Source organism: Actinoplanes sp. 13 (assembly GCF_056134165.1).
Genome location: NZ_JBVYOQ010000020.1, coordinates 132,300 through 153,110 on the forward strand (window position 1 = coordinate 132,300; position 20,811 = coordinate 153,110).

Below are 20,811 nucleotides of genomic sequence, written 5' to 3' on the forward strand. Positions count from 1 at the left end.
GTAACCGTGGGCATCTCCGGCGCGGGAGGTGAGGCTCCGGCTTCTCGTTCAACGCAATCCCGCACCTCTCAGCTTTCGCCGTCGGCTGCAGCGTCGCCGTCCCCCGGTATGTCTCCTTCTTCTGCATCATCGCCAGCGGCCGTAGTCTCTCCGTCAGCCGCAACCTCCCCGTCAGCTGCAATCTCTTCCTCTACCGAAGCGTCTCCCTCCGCTGAAGCGTCGCCGTCCACGGCGGCTGCCGTCTCCGATCTGCGTCTCGAGTCGATTGACGATGCGCTGGCCACGGTGACGACGGTGTCGGGGCACACGCTTGCCTACGACCTGGCCGGCGCCGCTGATGTGGCGGCGGTGGTCGACGGGTCCGTGGCGACGTATCCGGAAATCCTTCCGGCCACCGACCTGGAACTGCAGACGCTAAACGACGGGCTGAAGGAAACGATCATCCTGAAGTCCCCGGCAGCCGCCAACGAGTGGGTGTTTCCGCTCAAGCTGGAGGGAGTCACCGCCCGGCCCAAGGGCGATGGGGCCATCGATCTGGTGGGCGCGGACGGCGACGTGGAGATGCGGATCCCGCCCGGCTACATGGAGGACTCCAAGATCGATCCGCGCTCCGGCGCTCCGGCGCAGTCGTCCGCCGTGGCCTACCAGCTGATCACCGTCGACGGTGGTCCGGCGCTGAGGGTCACCGCGGACACGGCCTGGCTCAACGACCCGGCTCGGCAGTATCCGATCCGCGTCGACCCGTCGGTGGTGACCGGGCCCGACGGGCTGTCGCAGGACACCGGGGACGTCTTCGTCGACAACAGCAACTCCACCGCCAATCACAACGGCGACAACCTGCCGGTCGGCACGTGGGACGGCGGCACCACCGTGTCGCGGTCCTTCATCCACTTCAGCGACTTCGAGGGCGAGTTCGGTGACCTGAACATCAAGGGTGCCCGACTCGGCGTGTACCACACCTGGTCGTACAACTGCACCAGCTTCGAGCCCGTCGAGGTGCGACGCATCAAAGAAGCGTGGGCCGTCTCGAACCTGGAGAACAACGGCAGCCTCGCCGCGGGCCCCGCGTACAGCGCGCCGATCGGAACGCTGACGATCACCGACAACAAGCCCGCGTGCAACAACACGGCCAGCAACCGCTCCGTCGGGGCCTGGCGTTATGCGTCGCTGAACCCCGCGACGTTCCAGGGCTGGTCCTCCGGCGCGATACCCAACCACGGGCTCGCGCTGACCGCGTCGGAGTCGGACTCCGCGGCGTTCAAGCGGTTCACGTCGGCCAACTACGCGAGTAACGCCTACATGCCGTATCTCGAGATCACCTATGCCGAGAACGAGATGCCGCAGGTCAACGAGCAGTATCCGGCCTATGGGCAGGCCGTGCAGACGCTGACGCCGGAGCTGCTGGCCGACGCACACGACCCGGACAACTTCCCGAAGACGTTGAACTACAAGTTCATCGTCTATGCCAAGGACGGCAAGACCGAGGTCGCCAACTCGAACTGGATCGCGAAGAAGTCCTGGAAAATCCCGGCGGACAAGCTCACCCGGGGCGAAAGCTACTACTGGACCGTCTACGCCGGTGACGGCCTGACCGACAACGCCAAATATGCGGTCAAGCATCTGATGATGACTCCGGTGCCGCAGCCGGTCATCACCGCGGGGCTGTCGCAGAGCAACGGGCAGCACGGCGTCGATCCGGTGATCGGCAACTACACGACCTCGGCCCGCGACGCGATGATCAACACGGTCGGGCCCGCACTGGAGATCGTCCGGTCGTACAACAGCATCGACCCGCGGACCGGGCAGGCCTTCGGCGCCGGCTGGTCCAGCATGGTCGACGCCAAGGTGGTGGAGAGGGCCACCACGGTGAACGCCACCAGAACGGTCACCGGTGCGGTGCTCACCTATCCCGACGGCCGGGAACTGGCCTTCGGGAAGAACTACGACGGCTCGTGGACCTCGCCCGCGGGACGTGCCGCCACGTTCTCCGCCGAAAGCGTCGGTTACAAGCTGATCGAGAAGGACGGCACCACCTATACGTTCGGCCAGGCACAAGGAGTGGGCAAGTACACGCTGAGTTCCATCAGCGACGTCGCCGGTCGGGCACTCAAGTTCGAATACACCGGGAGTCTGCTCAGCAAGCTGACCTCCGCATCCGGGCGATCGCTGTATCTCGGCTGGGCGCCCGCAACCGCGAACAGCGCCGCGCACGTCGCCCAGGTTGCCACCGACCCGACCACCCCGGGCGACCCGGACTCGGCCAACGTCTGGTCCTACGAGTACTCCGGTAACTCGCTTGCCCGGGTCTGCCCTCCGACGAGTTCCGCGCAGTGCCACAGCTACGCCTACGACGGCGCCGGCTCCCTTTTCCCGACCACGGTGGCCAACATCCGCCCGCACTCGTACTGGCGCCTGACCGAGACCACCGGGCAACATGCGGCCAGCACCATGCTGGAGAACGCCGGCACTGACAAGGGCACGTATGTCGGTGTGACGCTCGGCAGACCCGGCCCGCTGACGGGTGGCACGGCGACGGCCGCCGAGTTCAACGGCTCGTCGTCGCACGTCGCCCTGCCGGCGACGCTCGTCGGTGATGCCACCAACCAGGCCATCAGCATGTGGTTCAAGGCCGGCGGGCAGGGTGTGCTGTACGGCCAGTCCTGGGACCAGGCCACCGCTACCGCGAACACCACCCACAGCCCTTACAACCCGACGCTGTACGTCGGCGCCAACGGCAATCTGATGGGCAGCTTCCCGAAGGCGCCGAAACCCGGCACGGCGCTCGGCAGCCTGCTCGCCCCAGAACAGCAAGAATGCCTCACCGGAGCGGTGATCCTCGACTCCAGTCTGGCGCCGGCGCGACTTTCTGCGTGCGAGGGCAGTGATCGCCAACAGTGGACCTGGACCTCCAGCCGTCAACTGCAATTCACCAGCACCGGCGGTCCCCTGAACACCGGAACCCGATGCCTGGACACCCTGGACGGCGATTTCGCGACCGGCGTCCGCCTTGTCAATGCGCCCTGCACCAGTGCACTGAGCCAGAAGTGGGACGTCCAGGCCGACGGTCAGATCATCCACGACTATTCTGGCAAGTGCGTCGACTCAGAGACCGATGCGAAGGGTTCGCTGCTGGAGATCTGGCCGTGCGGGAAGACCCGGCGCGCCGACCAGTCGTTCGTGGCGCAGGCTCACCAGACGATGGACTCCGGCGCCAAGGTGACCGACAACGCATGGCATCATGTCGTGCTGTCCTCCTCGGGTAACGCGCAGCAGCTGTACCTCGACGGAGAGCTGGTCAAGCAGGAGTCCGGGGTCACCGTCCAAGATATGCGGGCCGCCTACTCCTACCTCGGTGTCGGCTTCCTCGGCGGCGGCTGGCCGAACCAGTCACACGCCAATACCAACAGCAACGTCGGCATGCGGGACAACCTGCCAGGCTCGATCGCTGAGGTCGCACTGTTTGACGTCTCGGTGACCGCGCAGACGGTGAAAGACATGTTCACCGCCAACGTCACCGTCAAGCGGCTGACCCAGGTCGTCCGGCCGACCGCCGAGGCCACCGCCGTAGTTGCCTACGACGGTGTCACCGGCCGCGTCAGCCAGCTCACCGACGGCAACGGCACTGTGTGGAAGCCGAGCGCCCCGCAGATCACCGGCACGACGAAGGTGTACGAGAGCGCGGTGCTGGGCGGTGCGCCGACGAACTATTGGCGGCTGGCCGATGGCGGCGGCATGCTCCAGGCGGTGAACGAGGTGAACGGCGACCTCGCCACCTACAGCGCGGTTGGGCTGGGAAATGAGGCCGGCCCGTTCGGCAAGGCGCCCGACAGTGCGGCCCTGTTCAACGGATCCAATGCCCTCGTCGATCTGCCGGACGAGGTGTTCCCCGCGAACACGAACTCCGTCTCGATGTGGTTCAACACTAAGGGCGCCAACGGCGTCCTGCTGGGGGAGCACCGGTACCAGGCCGGCCGCCCCATGACACCGACGCTGTGGATATCGGACGGCAAACTGAGCGCGCTGTCCCCGTCGGCCACGGCCACCGGCCCGTTCCGGTCACTGGACTTCGCCAACGAGTGCCTCGACATCGAAGGCGGCGGCACCGAGAACGGCACGCCGGTCATCTATTACGCCTGCAACGGCGTTGGCGGGCAGAACTGGAGCGTCGTGCCCGGCGCCAACGGCGCCAGCACCCTGCGGGCACTCAACAAGTGTCTGGATGTCGGCGCCGGGACCCCGGCAGCAGGCTCGCCTGTTCACGTCTGGTATTGCCACGGCGGCGCCTCACAGTTGTGGCAGCCGTACAACGGCAGCCTGCTGCGCAACCCGCACACCGGCATGTGCCTGGCCCGCAGCCCGCAGCTTCACGTCCCGGGACGGCCCGCGCCCCCACCTGCGGTGTCCATCGAAAAGTGCGACGGAGTGCTCACCTTCGGCGAGAAGTGGAAGCAGGGCCTGTCGAGCACGAAGACCGTCAACGACGGCAACTGGCACCACGCCGTGCTGACCACGTCCGGCACCACCCAGACTCTCTACCTGGACGGCGCCAAGGTGCACTCGAGCACCGGCTCCACCTACCTGGCCGCGCCCTCACCCCAGCCCGGCTACGCCCTCGGCATGGGCCGCGTCGACTCCCCGTGGAACCCTGCTGGTGTCAGGACTTCGAGCTGGTACAACGGCAGCCTCGCCGAGGTCGCCTTCTACGGCACCGAACTCGACGCCGGCCACATCCGCTACCAGTACCAGGCCCGCGACGCGGCCAGGGCGACCGCGTTCGGTGAAGTGACTTACTCCGTGGCTGGACCGGACACCACCAAGGTCGTCAACGACCTGCTCTACGGCCGCAAGGTCGCCGACATCGACGCGCGCGGCATGGTGACTCGGTACGGCTACAGCAGCAAGGGTCACCTGCGGACGGTGACCGACCCCAACAAGAACATGACCGTCAACGAGCACGACGTGCGCGGCAACGTGGTCTCGGTGACAACCTGCCAGGACCGGTCGGCGAACAAGTGCTCGACCGCCTACAACAGCTACTACCCGGACGCCACCACGCAGAACCCGGCACGGGACGCGCGCAACGACCGTCTCATCGAACAGCGCGGCCCCGGATCCACCTCGCCGTCCGACAACCGGTACCGGACCGCCTATACGTACGACACCAACGGCAACCGCACCGCGATGACCGACCCCTTGGGCCGGATCACAATTATCGCCTACACCGACGGCACCACGGCGTCGTACGACGGCGGAAAGGCCCCCGCCGGACTACCGTCACGCATCGTCAAACCCGACGGCGGCGTGCAGACCATCAAGTACTACGCCACCGGTGACATCGCCGAGGTGACCGACCCGGCCGGCATGACCACCCGCTACGAGTACGACCGGCTCGGCCGCACCACCAAGGAGACCGCCGTCGTCAACGGCGTCGCCAACGCCACGACTTCGTTCACCCACGACCGGCTCGACCGGGTCGTCACGGTGACCGACCCGGCAGTGCTCAACCACGTCACCGGCGCCAACCACACCCCGGTGACGACACTGACCTACACCGTAGACGGGTTGCTCGCCTCCGAAACCGTCGCCGACGCCACCGGCGGCGACGCACCCCGAACCGTCACCTACCAGTACGAGCGCGGCCGACGTACCGCGGAGATCGACGAACTCGGTGACAAGGTCGAATTCGAGTACGACGCATACGGCCGGGTCATCCGCGAGATTCACGCTGACGGAACCGCGGTCCGCACCGAGTTCGACGCCGCCGGCAACGAACTCGCCGTGTACGCCGACAAGGCGGGCCAGCCCAGCCTGGAACCGATCCGGTCGATGACCTACGACGACGGCGGGCGGCTCGCATCAGTCACCGACGCGATGAGGTGGGTGACCAGGTACACCTACACCGACAACAACCTGCTGGCGACCGTGACCCGCCACGGCACACAACCCGGTGAGTCGTTCACGGTCGAGCAGAACACCTACGACGCCGCCGGCAACCTGGAAACACAGGTCACCAACAACGGCAAGACCACCACCAAGCGCACCTACGACGCCGCAGGCCGCAACACCACCGCGACGCTGGACCCGCTTGTTGCCGGCGGCGAGGAGGAACTCGACCGCACCACGACCTACGGCTACTCGGCCAACGACGAGGTCCTGACCACCACCCTGACTCGTGGCAGCACCGTCCTCGGCACCTCCGAGACGATGTACGACCGCCTCGGCCGCGCGCTGGCCCAGACGGCCTACACCTCCGCCGGCCTCAGCCCCGTGCTCCGCTGGAAACTGGACGAGACCTCCGGCACCACGGTCACCGACTCGGCCGGCAACAGCCGCGGCACCGTGACCGGCGCCGTCACCTGGTCCACCGAGCGCGGCGGCTCCAGCCAGCAGGGCGGCTCGGCGGCACTCAGCGGCACAACCGCGGGAATCGCCACCGACAAGCCCGTGGTCGACACCAGCCGCCCCTACACCCTCGCCACCTGGGTCAAACTGGGCGCCAAGGGCGCCGACCGGACCATCGCCGACATGCCGGGCGACATCGGCACATCGGCGCTGCGGCTGCAGTACGACGCCGACACCGACGCCTGGCAAGCCTCCACCGCGGTACGCGAGACCAACGGCACCACCACCTGGGCCACCGCAGTGACCACCCCCAACGGCTCGGCGACCACCGGTACGTGGACGCACCTCGCCGTCACCGTCGACCCGAACACCAAAACGGTCAAGCTGTACGTCGGCGGGGTGGAGAAGGCCTCGGCTACCAGCACCAAGGTGTTCAACAACCGGGCGACCGGTCTGCGACTGGCGCCGAACCTCGGCACCGGCGAGTTCACCGGCCTCATCGACGACGTCCAGGCATATCAGAAGGCGGTCAGCGCCGCCGAGCTCGCCCAGATCGTTGCCGGCACCGCACCCGCTGCCCAGGCCCGCGCACTGCGCACCAGCCACACCCTGTCTCAGGACGGGTCAGTCACCTCCGTGACCGACCCCAACGGCAACACCACGGCGATCGTCAACGACGAAGTCGGCCGCGCTGTGCAGACCCACGCGCCGCAGGTGAGCACCGTGGTCGGGGAAGGCAACCCGATCACGGCGAAGGCCATCACCCGCATCGGCTACAACACCTTCGGCGAAGTCACCCACCAAAGCGATCCGAACAACAACACGACGGTCGTCCGCTACGACGGGCTCGGCCGGATCGTCGAAACGCAGCTGCCCGACTACACCCCACCGGGCGCCAGCGAGCCGATCAAGGCCAAGTCCACCGTCGAGTACAACAACGTCGGCCAGATCGCGGCCACCATCGACCCGCTCGGTGCCAGAACCGAGTACGAGTACGACCTTTTCGGCCGCACCACCAAGGTCATCGCCCCGGACACCGGTGTCACCACGTACGAGTACAACGCCAACGGCGACCTGCTCACGCACACCGACCCGAACGAAGCCGTCGCCGCCAGCACCTTCGACTACCTGGGCCGCACCAAAACCACCACCCAGACGGTCCGCCAACCCCAGGCGGTACACACCACCGAATACCGGTACGACGCCACCAGCCCGTGGCCGGCAAGCGTCAAATCAGCCGAAGGCGTCACCACCTCCTTCACTTACAACAAGGCCGGCGAGCAGACCGCCGTCACCGACGCCAACAACAAGACCAGCACCACGGAGTACGACGGCGTGGGCCGCCCGGTCAAGACGACAGCGCCCGACGGAACCTACTCGACGATCACCTACGACCTCGCCGGCCGAATCATGAGCAGCGCGGACCACTCCGCCGCCGGCACCAGGCTGCGCGCCTCCTCGCAGGAGTACGACGCCGCCGGCAACACGGTGTCGTCCACCGACGCCCGCAACACCAGGAAGGTATTCACCTACGACGCCCTCAACCAATTGATCTCGCAGACCGAACCGATCAACGGATCGGACGCGATCGTCACCACCTTCGGCTACGACATGGCCGGGCAACAGACCCGCTTCACCGACGGCCGTGGCAACAACTTCATCACCACGTACAACCCCTGGGGCCTGGTCGCCTCCCAGGTCGAACCCGCCACCACGAGCACCCCGGGCGCCGCCGACCGCACCTTCACCATGGCCTACGACGCCGGCGGCCGACTGGTCCGGCTGAACTCGCCCGGCGGCGTCACCGTCACCTCCGAGTACGACGTCATGGGCCGGTTGAACAAGAGCTCCGGCTCCGGTGCCGAGGCGGCAACCACCGACCGCTCCTTCACCTACGACAAGGCCGGCCGGATCAGATCCTTCACCGGGTCAGCGGGACAGAACTCCGTGGACTACGACGACCGAGGCCTGATCACCAAGATCAGCGGCGTCTCCGGAGAGTCGTCATACGAGTACAACGGCGACGGCGCGCTGACTCGTCGCGTCGACGGCGCCGGGACAACGGACTACACCTACGACGGCACCGGACGCCTCTCCACCCTGATCAACGCCACCGCCGGCGTGAACATGTCCTACGCCTACAACGACCTGTCCCAGGTCAACCGGATCTCCCACGGCGGCGGCAACGTCCGGACATTCGGCTACGACGACCTGCACCGCCCCACCAGCGACGAGCTGAAAACCCCGGCCGGCGCGAGCCTCGGCAAGATCGCCTACGAGTGGGACACCAACGACAACCTGACCAAGAAGACCACCACCGGACTCAACGGCGCCTCCACCAACACCTACACCTACGACCTGGCGAACCGGCTGACCGGCTGGGACAACGGCACCACCCCGGTCCTGTACGCCTACGACAAGTCCGGCAACCGCGTCCAAGCCGGCACCAAGACCTTCACCTACGACCAGCGCAACCAACTCACCGCCGACTCCACCGGCACCACCTACCGCTATACACCGCGCGGCACCCTCGCCGCCACCACCGCCAATGGCGTCCGAACTGACACCGTCACCGACGCCTTCAACCAGATCATCTCCCAGGGCACCAAGACCGGCGCAACTGCCAGCTACAGCTACGACGGCCTGGGCCGACTCGTCCAGTCCGGATTCACCTACACCGGACTCGGCAACGACCTCGCCGCCGACGGCAGCACCGCCTACGTCCGTGACACCGCGAACAGCCTTGTCGGTGTCGCATCAGGCCCCAACCAGCGTTACGCCTGGACCGACATCCACACCGACGTCGTCGGCGAGTTCACCGCCACCGGCAGCACACTCACCGGATCGGTCTCCTACGACCCGTGGGGCAAGGTCCTCGCCAGCGGCGGCATGGTGGGCCGACTCGGCTACCAGCAGGAGTGGACCGAACAGGGCACCGGCAAGGTCAACATGTGGTCGCGCTGGTACGACCCCGAGACCGGCGCCTTCGACACCCGCGACACCGCGACCCTGAGCCCCACACCGAGCTCCGGCGCGGCCAACCGGTTCGCCTACGCCGAAGCCAGCCCGCTGACCAACACCGACACCACCGGCAACTCCGTCGATGGCAAGTGCGGCCAGTACGACTACGCCTGCGAACTGAAGAAGTACCAGGCGGCCCTCGCGCAGTACACCGCCGCGATGGAACAACGCGACCGTGACATGAAGGCCACCGGCGCGGAGATCGCCCGCCAGGAAGCCGAGTACCAGCGCGCCGAACGAGAAAGCCAGACCCAGCTCTACGATATCCTGCTCCAGGTAGGCGTCGGCATGCTGCTCGACATCATCGGTTATGACGCCATCGTCGGATGCCTCAACGGCAGCCTCTGGGCCTGCGGCGAACTAGCGCTGAGTGCCGTCGGACCCGTCAAAGCCTTCAAGATCGGCAAATCGATCTTCAACGCCGTCGACCGCGCCCTCAGCGGTTACCGCATGTGGAAACGCATCATCGACGGCGCCCAGACGGCCATGCGCCAAGCGCAGAACCTGATCAGCCAGGCGCGCAAGCACATGACCGACCTGATGCAGAAAAAGCCGAAGAAGCCAAAACCGCCGAAGAAAAAGGCCAAGCCACCGGTCAAGAAGAAGGCCAAGGCCAAGGCGGAGACCAAGGAGAGGCCCGCACCGTCGAAGCAGGCCGAGAAGCCGAAGCCGAAGACGGAGCCGAAGAGCCAGGAGAGGCCAAAGCAGACCAAGGCGGCACAGCCGAAACCACCACGAGAGCAGGGACGTGCGGAGAGGCCGGAACCCACCGCCGAGCAGAACCCCCAGCCAAAGGCCTGTAACGGCGACGCGCAGCCCGCGACATCGGAGCAACATCACAGCTTCGACCCGGCAACCCGCGTACTCATGGCTGACGGGTCCACCCGGCCGATCTCCGAAATCGGCATCGGCGACGAAGTCATGGCCAAGGACCCGGCCAACGGCACGGAAGGCGCACGACAGGTCACCCTGTTGCACACCAACCGCGACGTCGAACTGACCGACGTAACGGTGTCTGACCAGCGGCCCGACGCCGGGACCGAGCGGGTGAGCGAGGGGAACGAAGGACGCAGTACCCGCGGCCCAACCGACTCGTCGATTCTCGAGACCACGGCGCATCACCCCTTCTGGGACGCGACCGCCAAGGCATGGGTCGACGCGGCCGAACTCGTTCCCGGTGAGTCGACGCTGGTTGGCCCGGAGGGACAGATCCAGTACGTCACCGCCGTCCGTAACTTCACCGGCTCAAAGGTCATGCGCGACCTCACCGTCGCCGACATCCACACGTACTATGTGATCACCGACAACAGCCCGGTACTCGTACACAACAACGACTTCGACGATCGGCTTGCCTCCTGCCCGGTAAACTATACGGACAAATCGCACACAAATTCAGCTGGCGATACGGTAGTGCGCTACCTCGTGGACGACCTCAAAGATCTAGACAGTGTCGCTGAACACTTCGGCTTCTTGCATTTGGATCACGACAAGGATGACTACTATTCTGGGCAGCTCCCGGACGGTCGCTTTCAAAAGATCGAGCTCAACCCGATCGGGCATGCGCATACTAATGAGGGTCCGCATGTCAAGATCATGGAACCGGAGAATGCGTTCTCTCCCGTTCAGAAGCCCGGAGCGGCGGGGAAGGGAAATAGATGGCGGACGCTGGCTTATTTCTTCGTCAAGGGGCATGAGCAGTATAAGAAGAGATGGGATGGGGGTTCTTGATGCGTCAGCCGGCGCCGCATCCCAATTGGGATTTTGCAATAAAGCTACTGGCGTCGATCGTTCCGGGGTCGACCGGATATTCGCCGGACGGTATTCGTGGTCATTCGGAGAAAGATTGGTCACCATTCGACGTGGAGCATCGCGACATGGACGAAGTGGAGGATGAACTTCTCGGATACTGTTCCGACCTAGTTGGTCCCCTGGTCGTGGTCAATGACACCAGCTATGCTTCTTATTCTTATCGGAGGGGGCCATATTTCGTCGACTCCTCTGAGTTGAGAGATTTCGTCAAGGATTTTGGAAGTCGGGTTGGCTCATACATGATGGATGGACACGTGATAATTGTGTCACCCGTGACAGGGATTGTGGTCATGGTGCAGGATGACGGCTTCATTGCCAAGATTCAGGGGCGGCCGGTCATGCAGGTGACTTATTGATCAGATAGCTGCGCCGGGCGATCGTCGCGGATACGTAGAGTGGTTGTTGCTTGTTCGGGAGGTGTGCGGGGGTGCGGTAGTCAGCCCACGTTGCCGTCACGGGTGCCGTCAGGTGTAGCAATTCACCGGATTTAGTCGATGACATTCTCGGTGCCGTGGCAAAGGTTGAGCGCGCCGGTGACGCACTGTCTAATCCCGAGATAATTCCCTGGGATCCGTGGTCGTGCGACCGGCATGGCCGCGGCGCAGAATCGGTGGTGGCTCGGGTGGGCGGGCCTGCGCGTGGGGCCGTAGGCCTGTAGCGGAGTAGGTTCCCGATCGAGTGCATACCTGATCTTGTTCCCCGTGCCAGGTAGGTGTTTGTCGACCGTGGTGCAGTGAGATGCTTCTATAGCTGTCAAGTGGTGCTGGGGGCCGGGTTGGCGCCGTTCAGAGTCCGGAAGAGTTGTCTGCTGATGTAGCGCTTGAGGCTGCGCATGATCTCGCGTTTGGTGCGGCCCTCGCTGGTGCGGCGGGCAACATAGTCGCGGGTGCGAGGGTCGTGTCCCATGCGGACCAGCGCGACGGTGTAGAGCGCTCGGTTCAGGCGGCGGTCACCGCCACGGTTGAGCCGGTAGCGGGTGGTATTTCCTGACGAAGCCGGTAGGGGTGACGCGCCGGCCAAGGCGGCGAACGCCGCTTCGGAGCGGATGCGTCCGGGGTGTGACCAGGCCAGCAGGACAGTTGCGGCGACGACGGCGCCGACGCCAGGCAGGGCAAGCAGCTGCGGTGCTTGCGCGGTGACGGCTTGCTGAAGTGCCGCGTGGTTGGCGGCGAGTTCGGCGTCGAGAACGCGGATGCGCCGGGCCAGCCGGATGGCCTCGGCGCGGCAGACGGCCGGCGTGGTGCCGTCGTTGCGGGTGCGCCAGGCCGCGACGGTCGCAATCGTCGTGGCGGTCAAGGCCCGGCGGGCGTCAACAGCCAGATCGACCGTGCGCAGCAGCGCGGTCAGCGCATTGACCGCCCGGGTGCGCTCACCGCTCATCTACTCGCGAGCCGCTGCCAGGACTCGTAGTGCGGTGCGATCGCCGGCCTGCCGCGGCCAGCACAGCTGGTCGATGTCGAGGTTGCGAGCGGCCTGCGCCATCGCGACGGCATCCACGGCGTCGCTCTTGCCTCGGCGGCGCCGGGTCATGGACGCGATCTCGGGTGCCTCGGCGACGGTCAATCCAGCCGCGACGAGTTGCTCGGTCAAGGTGGCGCCGTAGGAGCCGGCGCCGTCGATGACGATCAGCGTCGCCGCGTGTCGGGTGTGGCGTTGGATCCAGCCGACGGCACGGCGCAGCCCGGCCGGGCTGGTCGGGAACTGGGCCTGCTGACTGATCGCGCCGGTGCCGGCGACGACCAACGCGAGGGTGTGGGAGGCGGCGTGGGTGTCCACGCCGACGATGAAGTCGTACTGGTCTGCGACGATGGCCATTGCGGCGTACTGCCTTCCCGGGGAGACGTCGTGACGGCGTCGGCCCAGGAAAGGTGCTCTCGAGGCAGGACTGTGATGAGCCACGACCCGCTGCAACGGGTCGGGCAAGCTTCTGATCAAGCCACCGAGAGAGGGCAGGGCCGACGCCCGACCGCCGGCCGGATGGGCAGATCTCACTGAGAGCACCCTGCGGGGCAACCTTTTTCATGAGCCACACCCGGTCGCGATCATGACGCCGACCCCGCCAGCCAACCTCAGGCCGGCCAACACCGAGTTTCACAGCCCTTTTCATCCTGCGTAGCGGTTGGCTTCGACGTGGTGCAAAACGAGGATGGCCTGCACGATCGCGGTCGCTTGGCTTGGGCAGCAACGCAGCTTGGTCAGGATCTTCCAGGTCTTGAGCGTGGCGATCGCCCTTTCACCGCGTGCGCGGATCTTGGCGTGAGCTCGGTTGACCGCCTTCTGCCGGCGTGACAGGTTCGGCCGGAAGCGGCGCCGCTTGAACGGAGTGCGCACACTGCCGCGGGCGCCTTGATAGCCCTTATCGGCGAAAGTCGTGACGTCTGCGCTGGTCAGCGCGTCGTAAGGCCGTGGGTGCGGGCGGCCGTCAGGTCGTGAGTGGCACCGGGCAACGCGGCCGACGCCCACACCAGGCGCCCGAGCGCGTCGGCGATGAGCTGCACGTTTACGCCGTGACGCTTGTGCTTGCCGGAGTAGTACGGCTTCTGGTCGGCGACCCGGTCGATCGGGATCAGCGTGTCGTCCAAGATCGCGTAGGCCAGATGGCGGATGCGCCGCATGGCGGTGTCCAGGTCCTCGGCCGCTGCGCTGAGCAGGGTGATCGCTTCCTGAACGTAGCGCCAGGCGGTCGCGATGCCGATCTCGAAGCCGGCGGCGAGGCGGGTATAGGTGTCGCCGTTGCGCAGATGTGCCAGGGCGAGCAAGGCCTGGCGGCCGGGGCTCAGCCTCCTCCATCGGGATTTGCGCTGCCGACGGTGGCCGCGGATGCGGTCGGCGAGGTGGCTCAGGGTCCGGCTGGACAACGAGATCGTGGACGGGTAAGACAGCATGGCGAGGCTCCCGGTCGGGGCATCGGGTTTTGGTCGACTTGCTGTCCTACCTGGAGCCTGGCCCTCATCGATCACCGACCCCTGACGACGGGCTCTGACCTGCAAGATCAGGTTGGAAAAGGCTCACTGCCTTGCTCCGCCGATACAGAGCGCAGAAGCGGTAGCGCCTTGTTCGCGGCTACTTGTTTCATTGAAGTACGACCGCAGCCCGGCCAGGCTTGGTCGAGGTGACCGGTGGGATCGCTCGCACGCGGCTGTCCACCGCAAGTTCTTGGTGTGACTCTCATCTGGCATGCGCCCCGCCGGTCACCGCGGCGCGGAGTGGCTCAAGAGCGCCTCTGTGTGTCAACCCATGCCGGCTGCCAACCGTGTTTGATCGTTGATGAGGTGGCGGTAGAGGACGTTGGTGAGGCGTCGTTTGAGAGCGCGCCGGGCCTCGGCGGGGGTCTTTCCTTCGTCGAGTTTGCGCTGGTAGTAGACGCGGCCGGGGCCGGGATCGCGGGCTTGGACGAGCGCGATGGTGTGCAGGGCGCTGTTGAGCTGTCGATTGCCGGTGGGGTTGAGCCGGTGGCGGCGACGTTCGCCGCTGGAAGCTTCCAGCGGTGCGGTGCCGGCGTAGCTGGCGAAATGATCGGCGGTCGGAAATCGGGTCACATCTGCGACGTGGCCGAGGACTTTGGCGGCGATGAGGTGTCCGACACCGCGCATGTCGGTGATGGTGGAGTGCGTCTCGGCGAGGACCGTCCGGATCTCGGTGTGATTGTCCTGCAATCGCCGGTCGAGGTGGCGTAGGTCAGCGATCATGTCTCGCGCGAGGTCGCGGCGGCATTTATCGGTGACGGTCATCGGTCGGACGGTGCGTAGCAGCGTGGCGGCTTTGTCCGCGGTGAGGTCGAGAGCCGCGCCGCCGGGGATCAGACCAACCGTTATTGCAGGTAGTGCAAACAACCTTTACTTTGATGTCAAGCTGCTTAACGCGACGGCTTACTATACCCTCTTCGCGCATATCGATGGTGTGTGTCAACTCGTCGTCTGCGGAAAGGTTCAGTGCACGCGACATCCACTGAGGGAACACGTGCTCGTTAGTGAGGCGTCCTTCAGACCCACAGAAGACGCATGCTCTAGGCAAAGCGGATTCTCCAGTCGACAACATTTACGTGTAGCCAGGATCCGCGCAGAGTGAGCCTTTGGCTAGTACTCCAGCAGGAGATCCGTTTGAGCTACGGTGACAGTGCGGTTTTGTCCGTCCGTGAACAAGTCACCATCAGCCACTCGAAAGTGACAAAGCACTACTAGGCAGCCGGATTAGGCGTCGGGCGCCGCTCGACGCGGACCAAGAGGCCATTGGCATCTCGTCGCCATCTTCGTCCTGCGGCATCGTCGAACTCAAGTGCAATGACATATGGCCTAGGAGGAGGATCGCTAAGAAGCTCTGAGTCCTCAAAATCTTTGGGTGACCTCAGCTCCCTACCAAACTGGACGAAGGTCCCCGGTGGCACTAGCTCGTGAATAGTGATGTTCTCGCCTGCGCCATGATTTAACGGCTCGAGGATAACCCATACTTGGTAGAAGGGTAGGTCGCTGGCGTTTCGGACGGTGACACCCCATACCGGGTCCGACGCCCGGTATTCGGGTTCCTCGGGAAGCAGCGTGGGCCAGGCGACCAACCGCTCGGCCTGCTGCCGGCTCTGCGCTGCGTCCTGATCTGCATCTCGGCGGCGCTCAACCTTAAGAACACCGAACGCAGCTCGAGCCGCAAAGGTGGCGGCCGCAAGGGCACCCAAGGAGGCCACTACCCCGATGGTAGTCGGCACATCGCCCCAGTCCGGACTCGCAACAATGAACGCCACGTTCTACATAATCGCACGGACGCGCAAACAAGTCACCTGCAGGATCCCTGCGGGCGATCACGTCGGAGGTCCCCTGAAGATGATTCTGCAGGCCGGAAAACTGTACCCGCAATCTCTACTATTGGAATATACAGCCGATATAGGCAAACAAAACCGACGCGCTGGGTGCACTGTTCTCGGCAGATCCGGACGTTGGGCGCCGGTGACAACGCGTCACAGCGGCCGAGTATCGCTGGCTCCCGTGCGTACAGGTAGAGGCCACGCCGGCCACAGCATCGGCTCCCCCAAGACCCGGGTCATCCGCCCGCGCCCTGCTGTCGGCGCCGCCGCGCCCACCGGGCCGTTCCGCAGCCATGGAAGTGAAACGACGGCCACGACACGCCATCGCTCTACGGAAAGTAACGAAGGGCGGCTTGAGTAATTCGCCGCGCCTCACAGAGTGGCTCGTCGGCGGCTGATCAACAAGTACCTACCCTTGAAGCGTGCCGGGCGACGGTACAACTTCGTGAGGTTCTCCCCGAGCGATGACGGCCGCCCGGCACGTCGCTTTGCGCAACGAGCGCTCAGAACGCGCTATCGCGGCATGTGAGATGACATGCATCGGCCGATTGCGGTCGGTGGGTTGAGTCGAGGTGTACGCCGTTCGGGTCCTTGACCGTCGGCGGGATCGGGGGCCTCCTCAGCTCAGACGCAGATTTCGCTGCGTTGGACATCGAGGGTCACGGAGCTTGAGGAGGTCCCGAATGTCGATCGTAGGCGGCTTGGACATCCACCGGAAGCAGCTGACATTCGACTGGGTCGACGACGAGAACGGGAAGTGGGAACGCGGCCGGATCACCCCGGCCGACCGGGAGCACCTGGCTGGCTGGCTGACCCGCTTCGATCCGACGGTGCACGGGTCGGTGGCGTTCGCGCTGGAAGGGTGCACCGGCTGGCGGTACATCGCCGAGGAGATGGCCAAGGCGGGCGTGGTCGCGCATCTGGCCGAGCCGGCTGACACGTCCGTGCTGCGCGGCCCGAAACGGCGGGCCAAGACCGACAAGGCCGACGCGAAACTGCTGCGCGAGCTGCTCGCCGCGGGCCGGCTGCGGCAGTGTTACATCCCGCCGCCGGAAGTCCTGGAGTGGCGGGCGATGCTGGAGCTCTACCAGGATCTGCGGACCCAGCACACCGGCTGGGCACAACGCATTCAGGCGGTCTGTTTCCACCAGGGCACCACCGCGCCGGGCCAGGCGGGAATCGTCCGCGGCGACCGGGCCCGGCTCACAGCGATCATCGGCGAACAGCTCTCGATCTCGGGCCGGCTACAGGTCAACACCGCCTTGGCGCTCATGGACGTCCTCGCCGATCACCTGGACCGTCTGCGCCGGCGGCTGCTGTCGACCGCCCGCGGCCTGCAGGGTGCGCGGGCATTGATGCACGAGATCTACGGGGTCGGTCCGCTCAGTTCGCTCGCGTTGTGCGCCTGGCTCGGTGGCGCGGACCGGTTCTCCTCGTCGCGTAAGGCGGTCCGGTTCGTCGGCTTGGACATCACCGTGCATTCCTCCGACGGCAAACGCAGCCCCGGCCGGCTGTCCCGGCAAGGCCCGGAAGTACTGCGTTGGCTTCTGTTCGAGGCCGCGAAGACCTCGGCCCGTTCCTGCGCACCCGGCTACGGCTATTACTCCCAGGTCAAGGACCGCTACGACGCGAACCGCGCGTGTCTGTCTCAGGCCCGCCGCATCGTGCGGCAGGCCACCCACATCTTGACCGACCTCGGTGACGACGCGTTCACCGTCCTCGCTCAGCCTGCCGCACCCACCACCATCGCCCGCTAACCCAGCCCGGGGCGGATCCGGCGAGGACCGGCCAGCCCGACCTCACGATGACGGGCACCAACGCGGCCAGCTCCCTCAATGCACTGTCAGACCGCACCACCACCGCTGCGCGCAAGCGGTGACCGCGGACGGCCCAGTGAGAATGAGCGGCCGCACCCCGGCGAGGGGGCCACCCGATCAATCATCATGTCGCGGACACGAACCCTGGTCCGACGGCCATAGGTAAGTCTGGCTGCCACCCCCGCCAACCACCCGCACCGGCCGAATGCGAGCGACCAACACCCGACTCAGAGGAGCCGCGACTACCCAGAACCTCGCCTCGAGATCCGTAACTCGCCCCAGAGCGGCGAGACAGCAGCACGCTGCCCAAACCACTTCAACAAACGCGAAACCCACCCCTCGACGGGATCTCCGCATGCAGGTAAGTGCGGCAGGTTGTCGTCGACGACACGACAGTGGCATTGCGGCTGCTGGTCGACCGGCGCGATCAGCTTGGCCGTGCCCGCACCGAGGTCGTGTCCCGGCTGCATCACCTGCTGCTCGAGCTGGTGCCGGGTGGGGCGAAGAAGTTCCTGTCCGCTCAGCAGGCTCGGGCGCTGCTCAACACCGTCCGCCCGCGTGACGTCGTCGGCAAGACCCGCCGCTGGCTGGCCTTCGAACTGATCCACGAGCTCGTCACGATCGACAAGAAGATCAAGGTCGCGAACGCGGAACTCACCGAGCTGGTCGACTCGACCGGCAGTACGAAGGCCGCCGCTACTACCGGCGCAAACTCGCCGCCGGCAAGACCACCATGGAAGCCATGCGCGCCCTGAAACGCCGGCTCTCCGACGTCGTCTACCGGCAGATGACCGCCGACGCGAGACGGCTCAGGACGGGCACGGGAGGACCTTCGACGCGTGTCGTACCCGGCTCAACGGTGATGCCGTGGACGCGTTTGATAGGCGTGACGGTCGCGCGCACACTGAAGGAGTGTCCGAAGAGACGACTGGCGGCCGATCGCCCGACGCGCATTCCCGAACACCGGCTGCGAAGGCCTGGCGCAATCGACTCGCCAATCCCGTATGGCAGGGGATCGGCGCCATCGCTGGCGTGGCCGCTCTTGTCGTCCCGGTCCTGCTGACCCAGTCAGACGCATCGGACACTCAAGCACGAGATGGCAGGTCGAGCGCCGCGCCCGGGCAAGCGATCAACGGCGACTGCAATGGCCAGGGCACGAACATTCAAATCAACTGTGCGCCGAAACCCTTGTCGCGAGCCAGCCTGTCGGTGCGATTCCAGCCGGGTTGGGCCCAGGGTGCCGTCTTCGCCGGCGAGGCGGACCAGCTGGCTGTCCCGGCCGGGACGCAGCCCGCGAGCCCTTGGTACCACTGCGACGACTGGGAGCAGTGGATGCTGGGAGATCCGCGCTTTTACCCCCCGCTGCAGTACAAGGTCGAGATGTCCGCAGGTCAGCAGGACATCGTTGCCATCAAGGACGTACGTCTCAAGGTATTCAAACGGACGCCGGCGGGTGCGACGACCAGTGTCCGATGCGCTCACGCTGGCGGGGACAACGTATACGAGGGATTCATCATCATCGTAGATACCGCCACCATGACCACCACCGTTCAGCGGGGCGACTCGAACGAGACGAGCCTGATGCCGCCCGCATCAGCGGCTCTCAGCGGTGGCGAATTCACGCAGGCCATGATTCAGGCCGACTCCCCGGCGGGATATCTCTACGAGGGGCAGATCGTCATCGACGCTTCGGTGAATGGGGCGGACCAGATCATCACTGAGGGCTCGACCGAAAAGCCGGTTCGGTGGTCCGGCCCGTCTCTGTACGACAGTGAAGGTTTTGTCGGGTGGGACTTCACCACCCACCGGCTTGCATACTTCAAGGACGAGGAGGAGTACCGCAGCAGAATGGGAATGCAATAGCGCGATGGGCCACCGGGTCAGCACGGCGTCGACTATGGGCGACCTCGTGCCCGACCTCGTGACTGGGTTGACGGGGCGCAAGTCGGCAGACGGCACCCCTTGTCAAAACCATGTCGGCATGCCGTGCCCGCTCGGGTCGCGGCAGAAGCGGATGCCTGCTGGCCCGGCCTGGAATGCGCGCTCGCGTGCTCGATACTGGGACTATGGATGGGTGGAGCGCCGGTGGCATGAACTCCGTCAGCTGTTGAACGAGTGGGACTTCATCGGTGTCTTCGATCCTGAAATAAACACTGATGAGTACGACTGCATGATCTCGCCTCTGCTCCGCCGCCTCGCTGCGGGCGAGGACGTCAACGCCATCCAGCAGTTCCTGGATGACGAGCTTGCCGATCACTTCGGCATGTCAGTCGATCGGGTCGAGACGAACTTTGTAGCGGAGCAACTGACTACCTGGTGGCGTACCTCCGCGGGATAGCCGGGCGCGGACAGGGGCAGAACAGTCGTCTTCCCGCAGGGCACTGATTCATCGAGACTGTGCTGATGGGCTCGAACGATGTGGTGGATATCGCGTTTGACGTGCCGGGATGGCCACCGATCAAGAATGAGGCGTTGTCCTTGTTATCGGCTAACCACAAACAGCATGATCGAGTTCGAATGTTGCTAGAGGCGGCAGCAACTGCCTCGAGGTCGGTCGGCTGGAAGGTAACCCGTGACGTCGTCGGTCTCGACGTAACTGTTCGAGCGCCGCTTGGTCGCCCTGCCGGCGACGCGACCAACTATCTGGGCGGCACCGGCGACGTCCTGCAAGACAAGAGCAGCCCCGTCAACCTTGATCTCTCCCACCTTGGGGCGCTTCAGGAGGTAGCGCTCTATCTCGACGATCGGCAGATCGCCCGGGTGAGGTACGACGTCGAGCCAGCTGACAGCCCGTCGTACTCGGTGCGTGTGGTGGTCCTGCGCAGCCCGTAACGCATATGCAGGATTCGGCGACAAGCGGCGGACCACTAGTAGCCGCCTGGCCGTGGTTAACCGTGATTCGGCTGCCGTCCTATGCGTTAGACCTCAACCCGGCCGAGGCGCGGCCGTTAGAGCTCCTAACGCGATCTCTACGTGGTCCATTTGATCAAGCGGCGCCAGCAGATCATGGCGCAGGCGAGGCTGACG

At 65.4% G+C, this 20,811-nt stretch carries 8 protein-coding genes and 2 pseudogenes; 7 read left to right on the top strand and 3 right to left on the bottom strand.

Annotated elements, in window-relative coordinates; translation table 11 throughout:
- Positions 1–285: 285 nt before the first annotated feature.
- Together AC0NH5_RS30915 and AC0NH5_RS30920 are read left to right on the top strand one after the other, a co-directional pair.
- The gene (locus AC0NH5_RS30915) at positions 286–11,091 is read left to right on the top strand and encodes a LamG-like jellyroll fold domain-containing protein (protein WP_474410318.1); all 10,806 of its coding nucleotides are present in this window, start codon (positions 286–288) and stop codon (positions 11,089–11,091) included.
- Positions 11,091–11,528 (top strand): hypothetical protein, encoded by a 438-nt coding sequence (locus AC0NH5_RS30920; protein ID WP_474410319.1) that lies wholly within the window; start codon positions 11,091–11,093, stop codon positions 11,526–11,528. The genes AC0NH5_RS30915 and AC0NH5_RS30920 overlap by 1 nt, the downstream gene beginning before the upstream one ends.
- A gap of 397 nt (positions 11,529–11,925) precedes the next feature.
- Here AC0NH5_RS30920 and AC0NH5_RS30925 read toward each other — a convergent pair.
- The 3 genes and pseudogenes from AC0NH5_RS30925 to AC0NH5_RS30935 form a co-directional block, all read right to left on the bottom strand.
- Positions 11,926–12,987, bottom strand: a pseudogene (locus AC0NH5_RS30925) (IS110 family RNA-guided transposase).
- A gap of 288 nt (positions 12,988–13,275) precedes the next feature.
- Positions 13,276–14,057, bottom strand: a pseudogene (locus AC0NH5_RS30930) (transposase family protein).
- 345 nt (positions 14,058–14,402) lie between these two features.
- Positions 14,403–14,903, bottom strand: coding sequence for a transposase (locus AC0NH5_RS30935; protein WP_474410320.1), 501 nt, complete (start codon positions 14,901–14,903; stop codon positions 14,403–14,405).
- A 1,747-nt stretch (positions 14,904–16,650) separates the two neighbouring features.
- Here AC0NH5_RS30935 and AC0NH5_RS30940 point away from each other — a divergent pair.
- The 5 genes from AC0NH5_RS30940 to AC0NH5_RS30960 all read left to right on the top strand — a co-directional run bounded on the left by AC0NH5_RS30940 (position 16,651) and on the right by AC0NH5_RS30960 (position 20,616).
- Complete coding sequence (locus tag AC0NH5_RS30940; protein WP_474410321.1) at positions 16,651–17,724, top strand: IS110 family RNA-guided transposase; 1,074 nt, start codon at positions 16,651–16,653, stop codon at positions 17,722–17,724.
- A gap of 461 nt (positions 17,725–18,185) precedes the next feature.
- On the top strand, positions 18,186–18,539 hold the full coding sequence (locus AC0NH5_RS30945; RefSeq protein WP_474410323.1) for a hypothetical protein: 354 nt from the start codon (positions 18,186–18,188) through the stop codon (positions 18,537–18,539).
- 157 nt (positions 18,540–18,696) lie between these two features.
- Positions 18,697–19,647: a hypothetical protein gene (locus AC0NH5_RS30950; RefSeq protein WP_474410324.1), complete on the top strand. Its 951-nt coding sequence runs from the start codon at positions 18,697–18,699 to the stop codon at positions 19,645–19,647.
- 34 nt (positions 19,648–19,681) lie between these two features.
- On the top strand, positions 19,682–20,122 hold the full coding sequence (locus AC0NH5_RS30955; RefSeq protein WP_474410326.1) for a hypothetical protein: 441 nt from the start codon (positions 19,682–19,684) through the stop codon (positions 20,120–20,122).
- A gap of 65 nt (positions 20,123–20,187) precedes the next feature.
- Positions 20,188–20,616, top strand: a complete 429-nt coding sequence (locus AC0NH5_RS30960; RefSeq protein ID WP_474410327.1) for a hypothetical protein — start codon at positions 20,188–20,190, stop codon at positions 20,614–20,616.
- Positions 20,617–20,811: the final 195 nt, after the last annotated feature.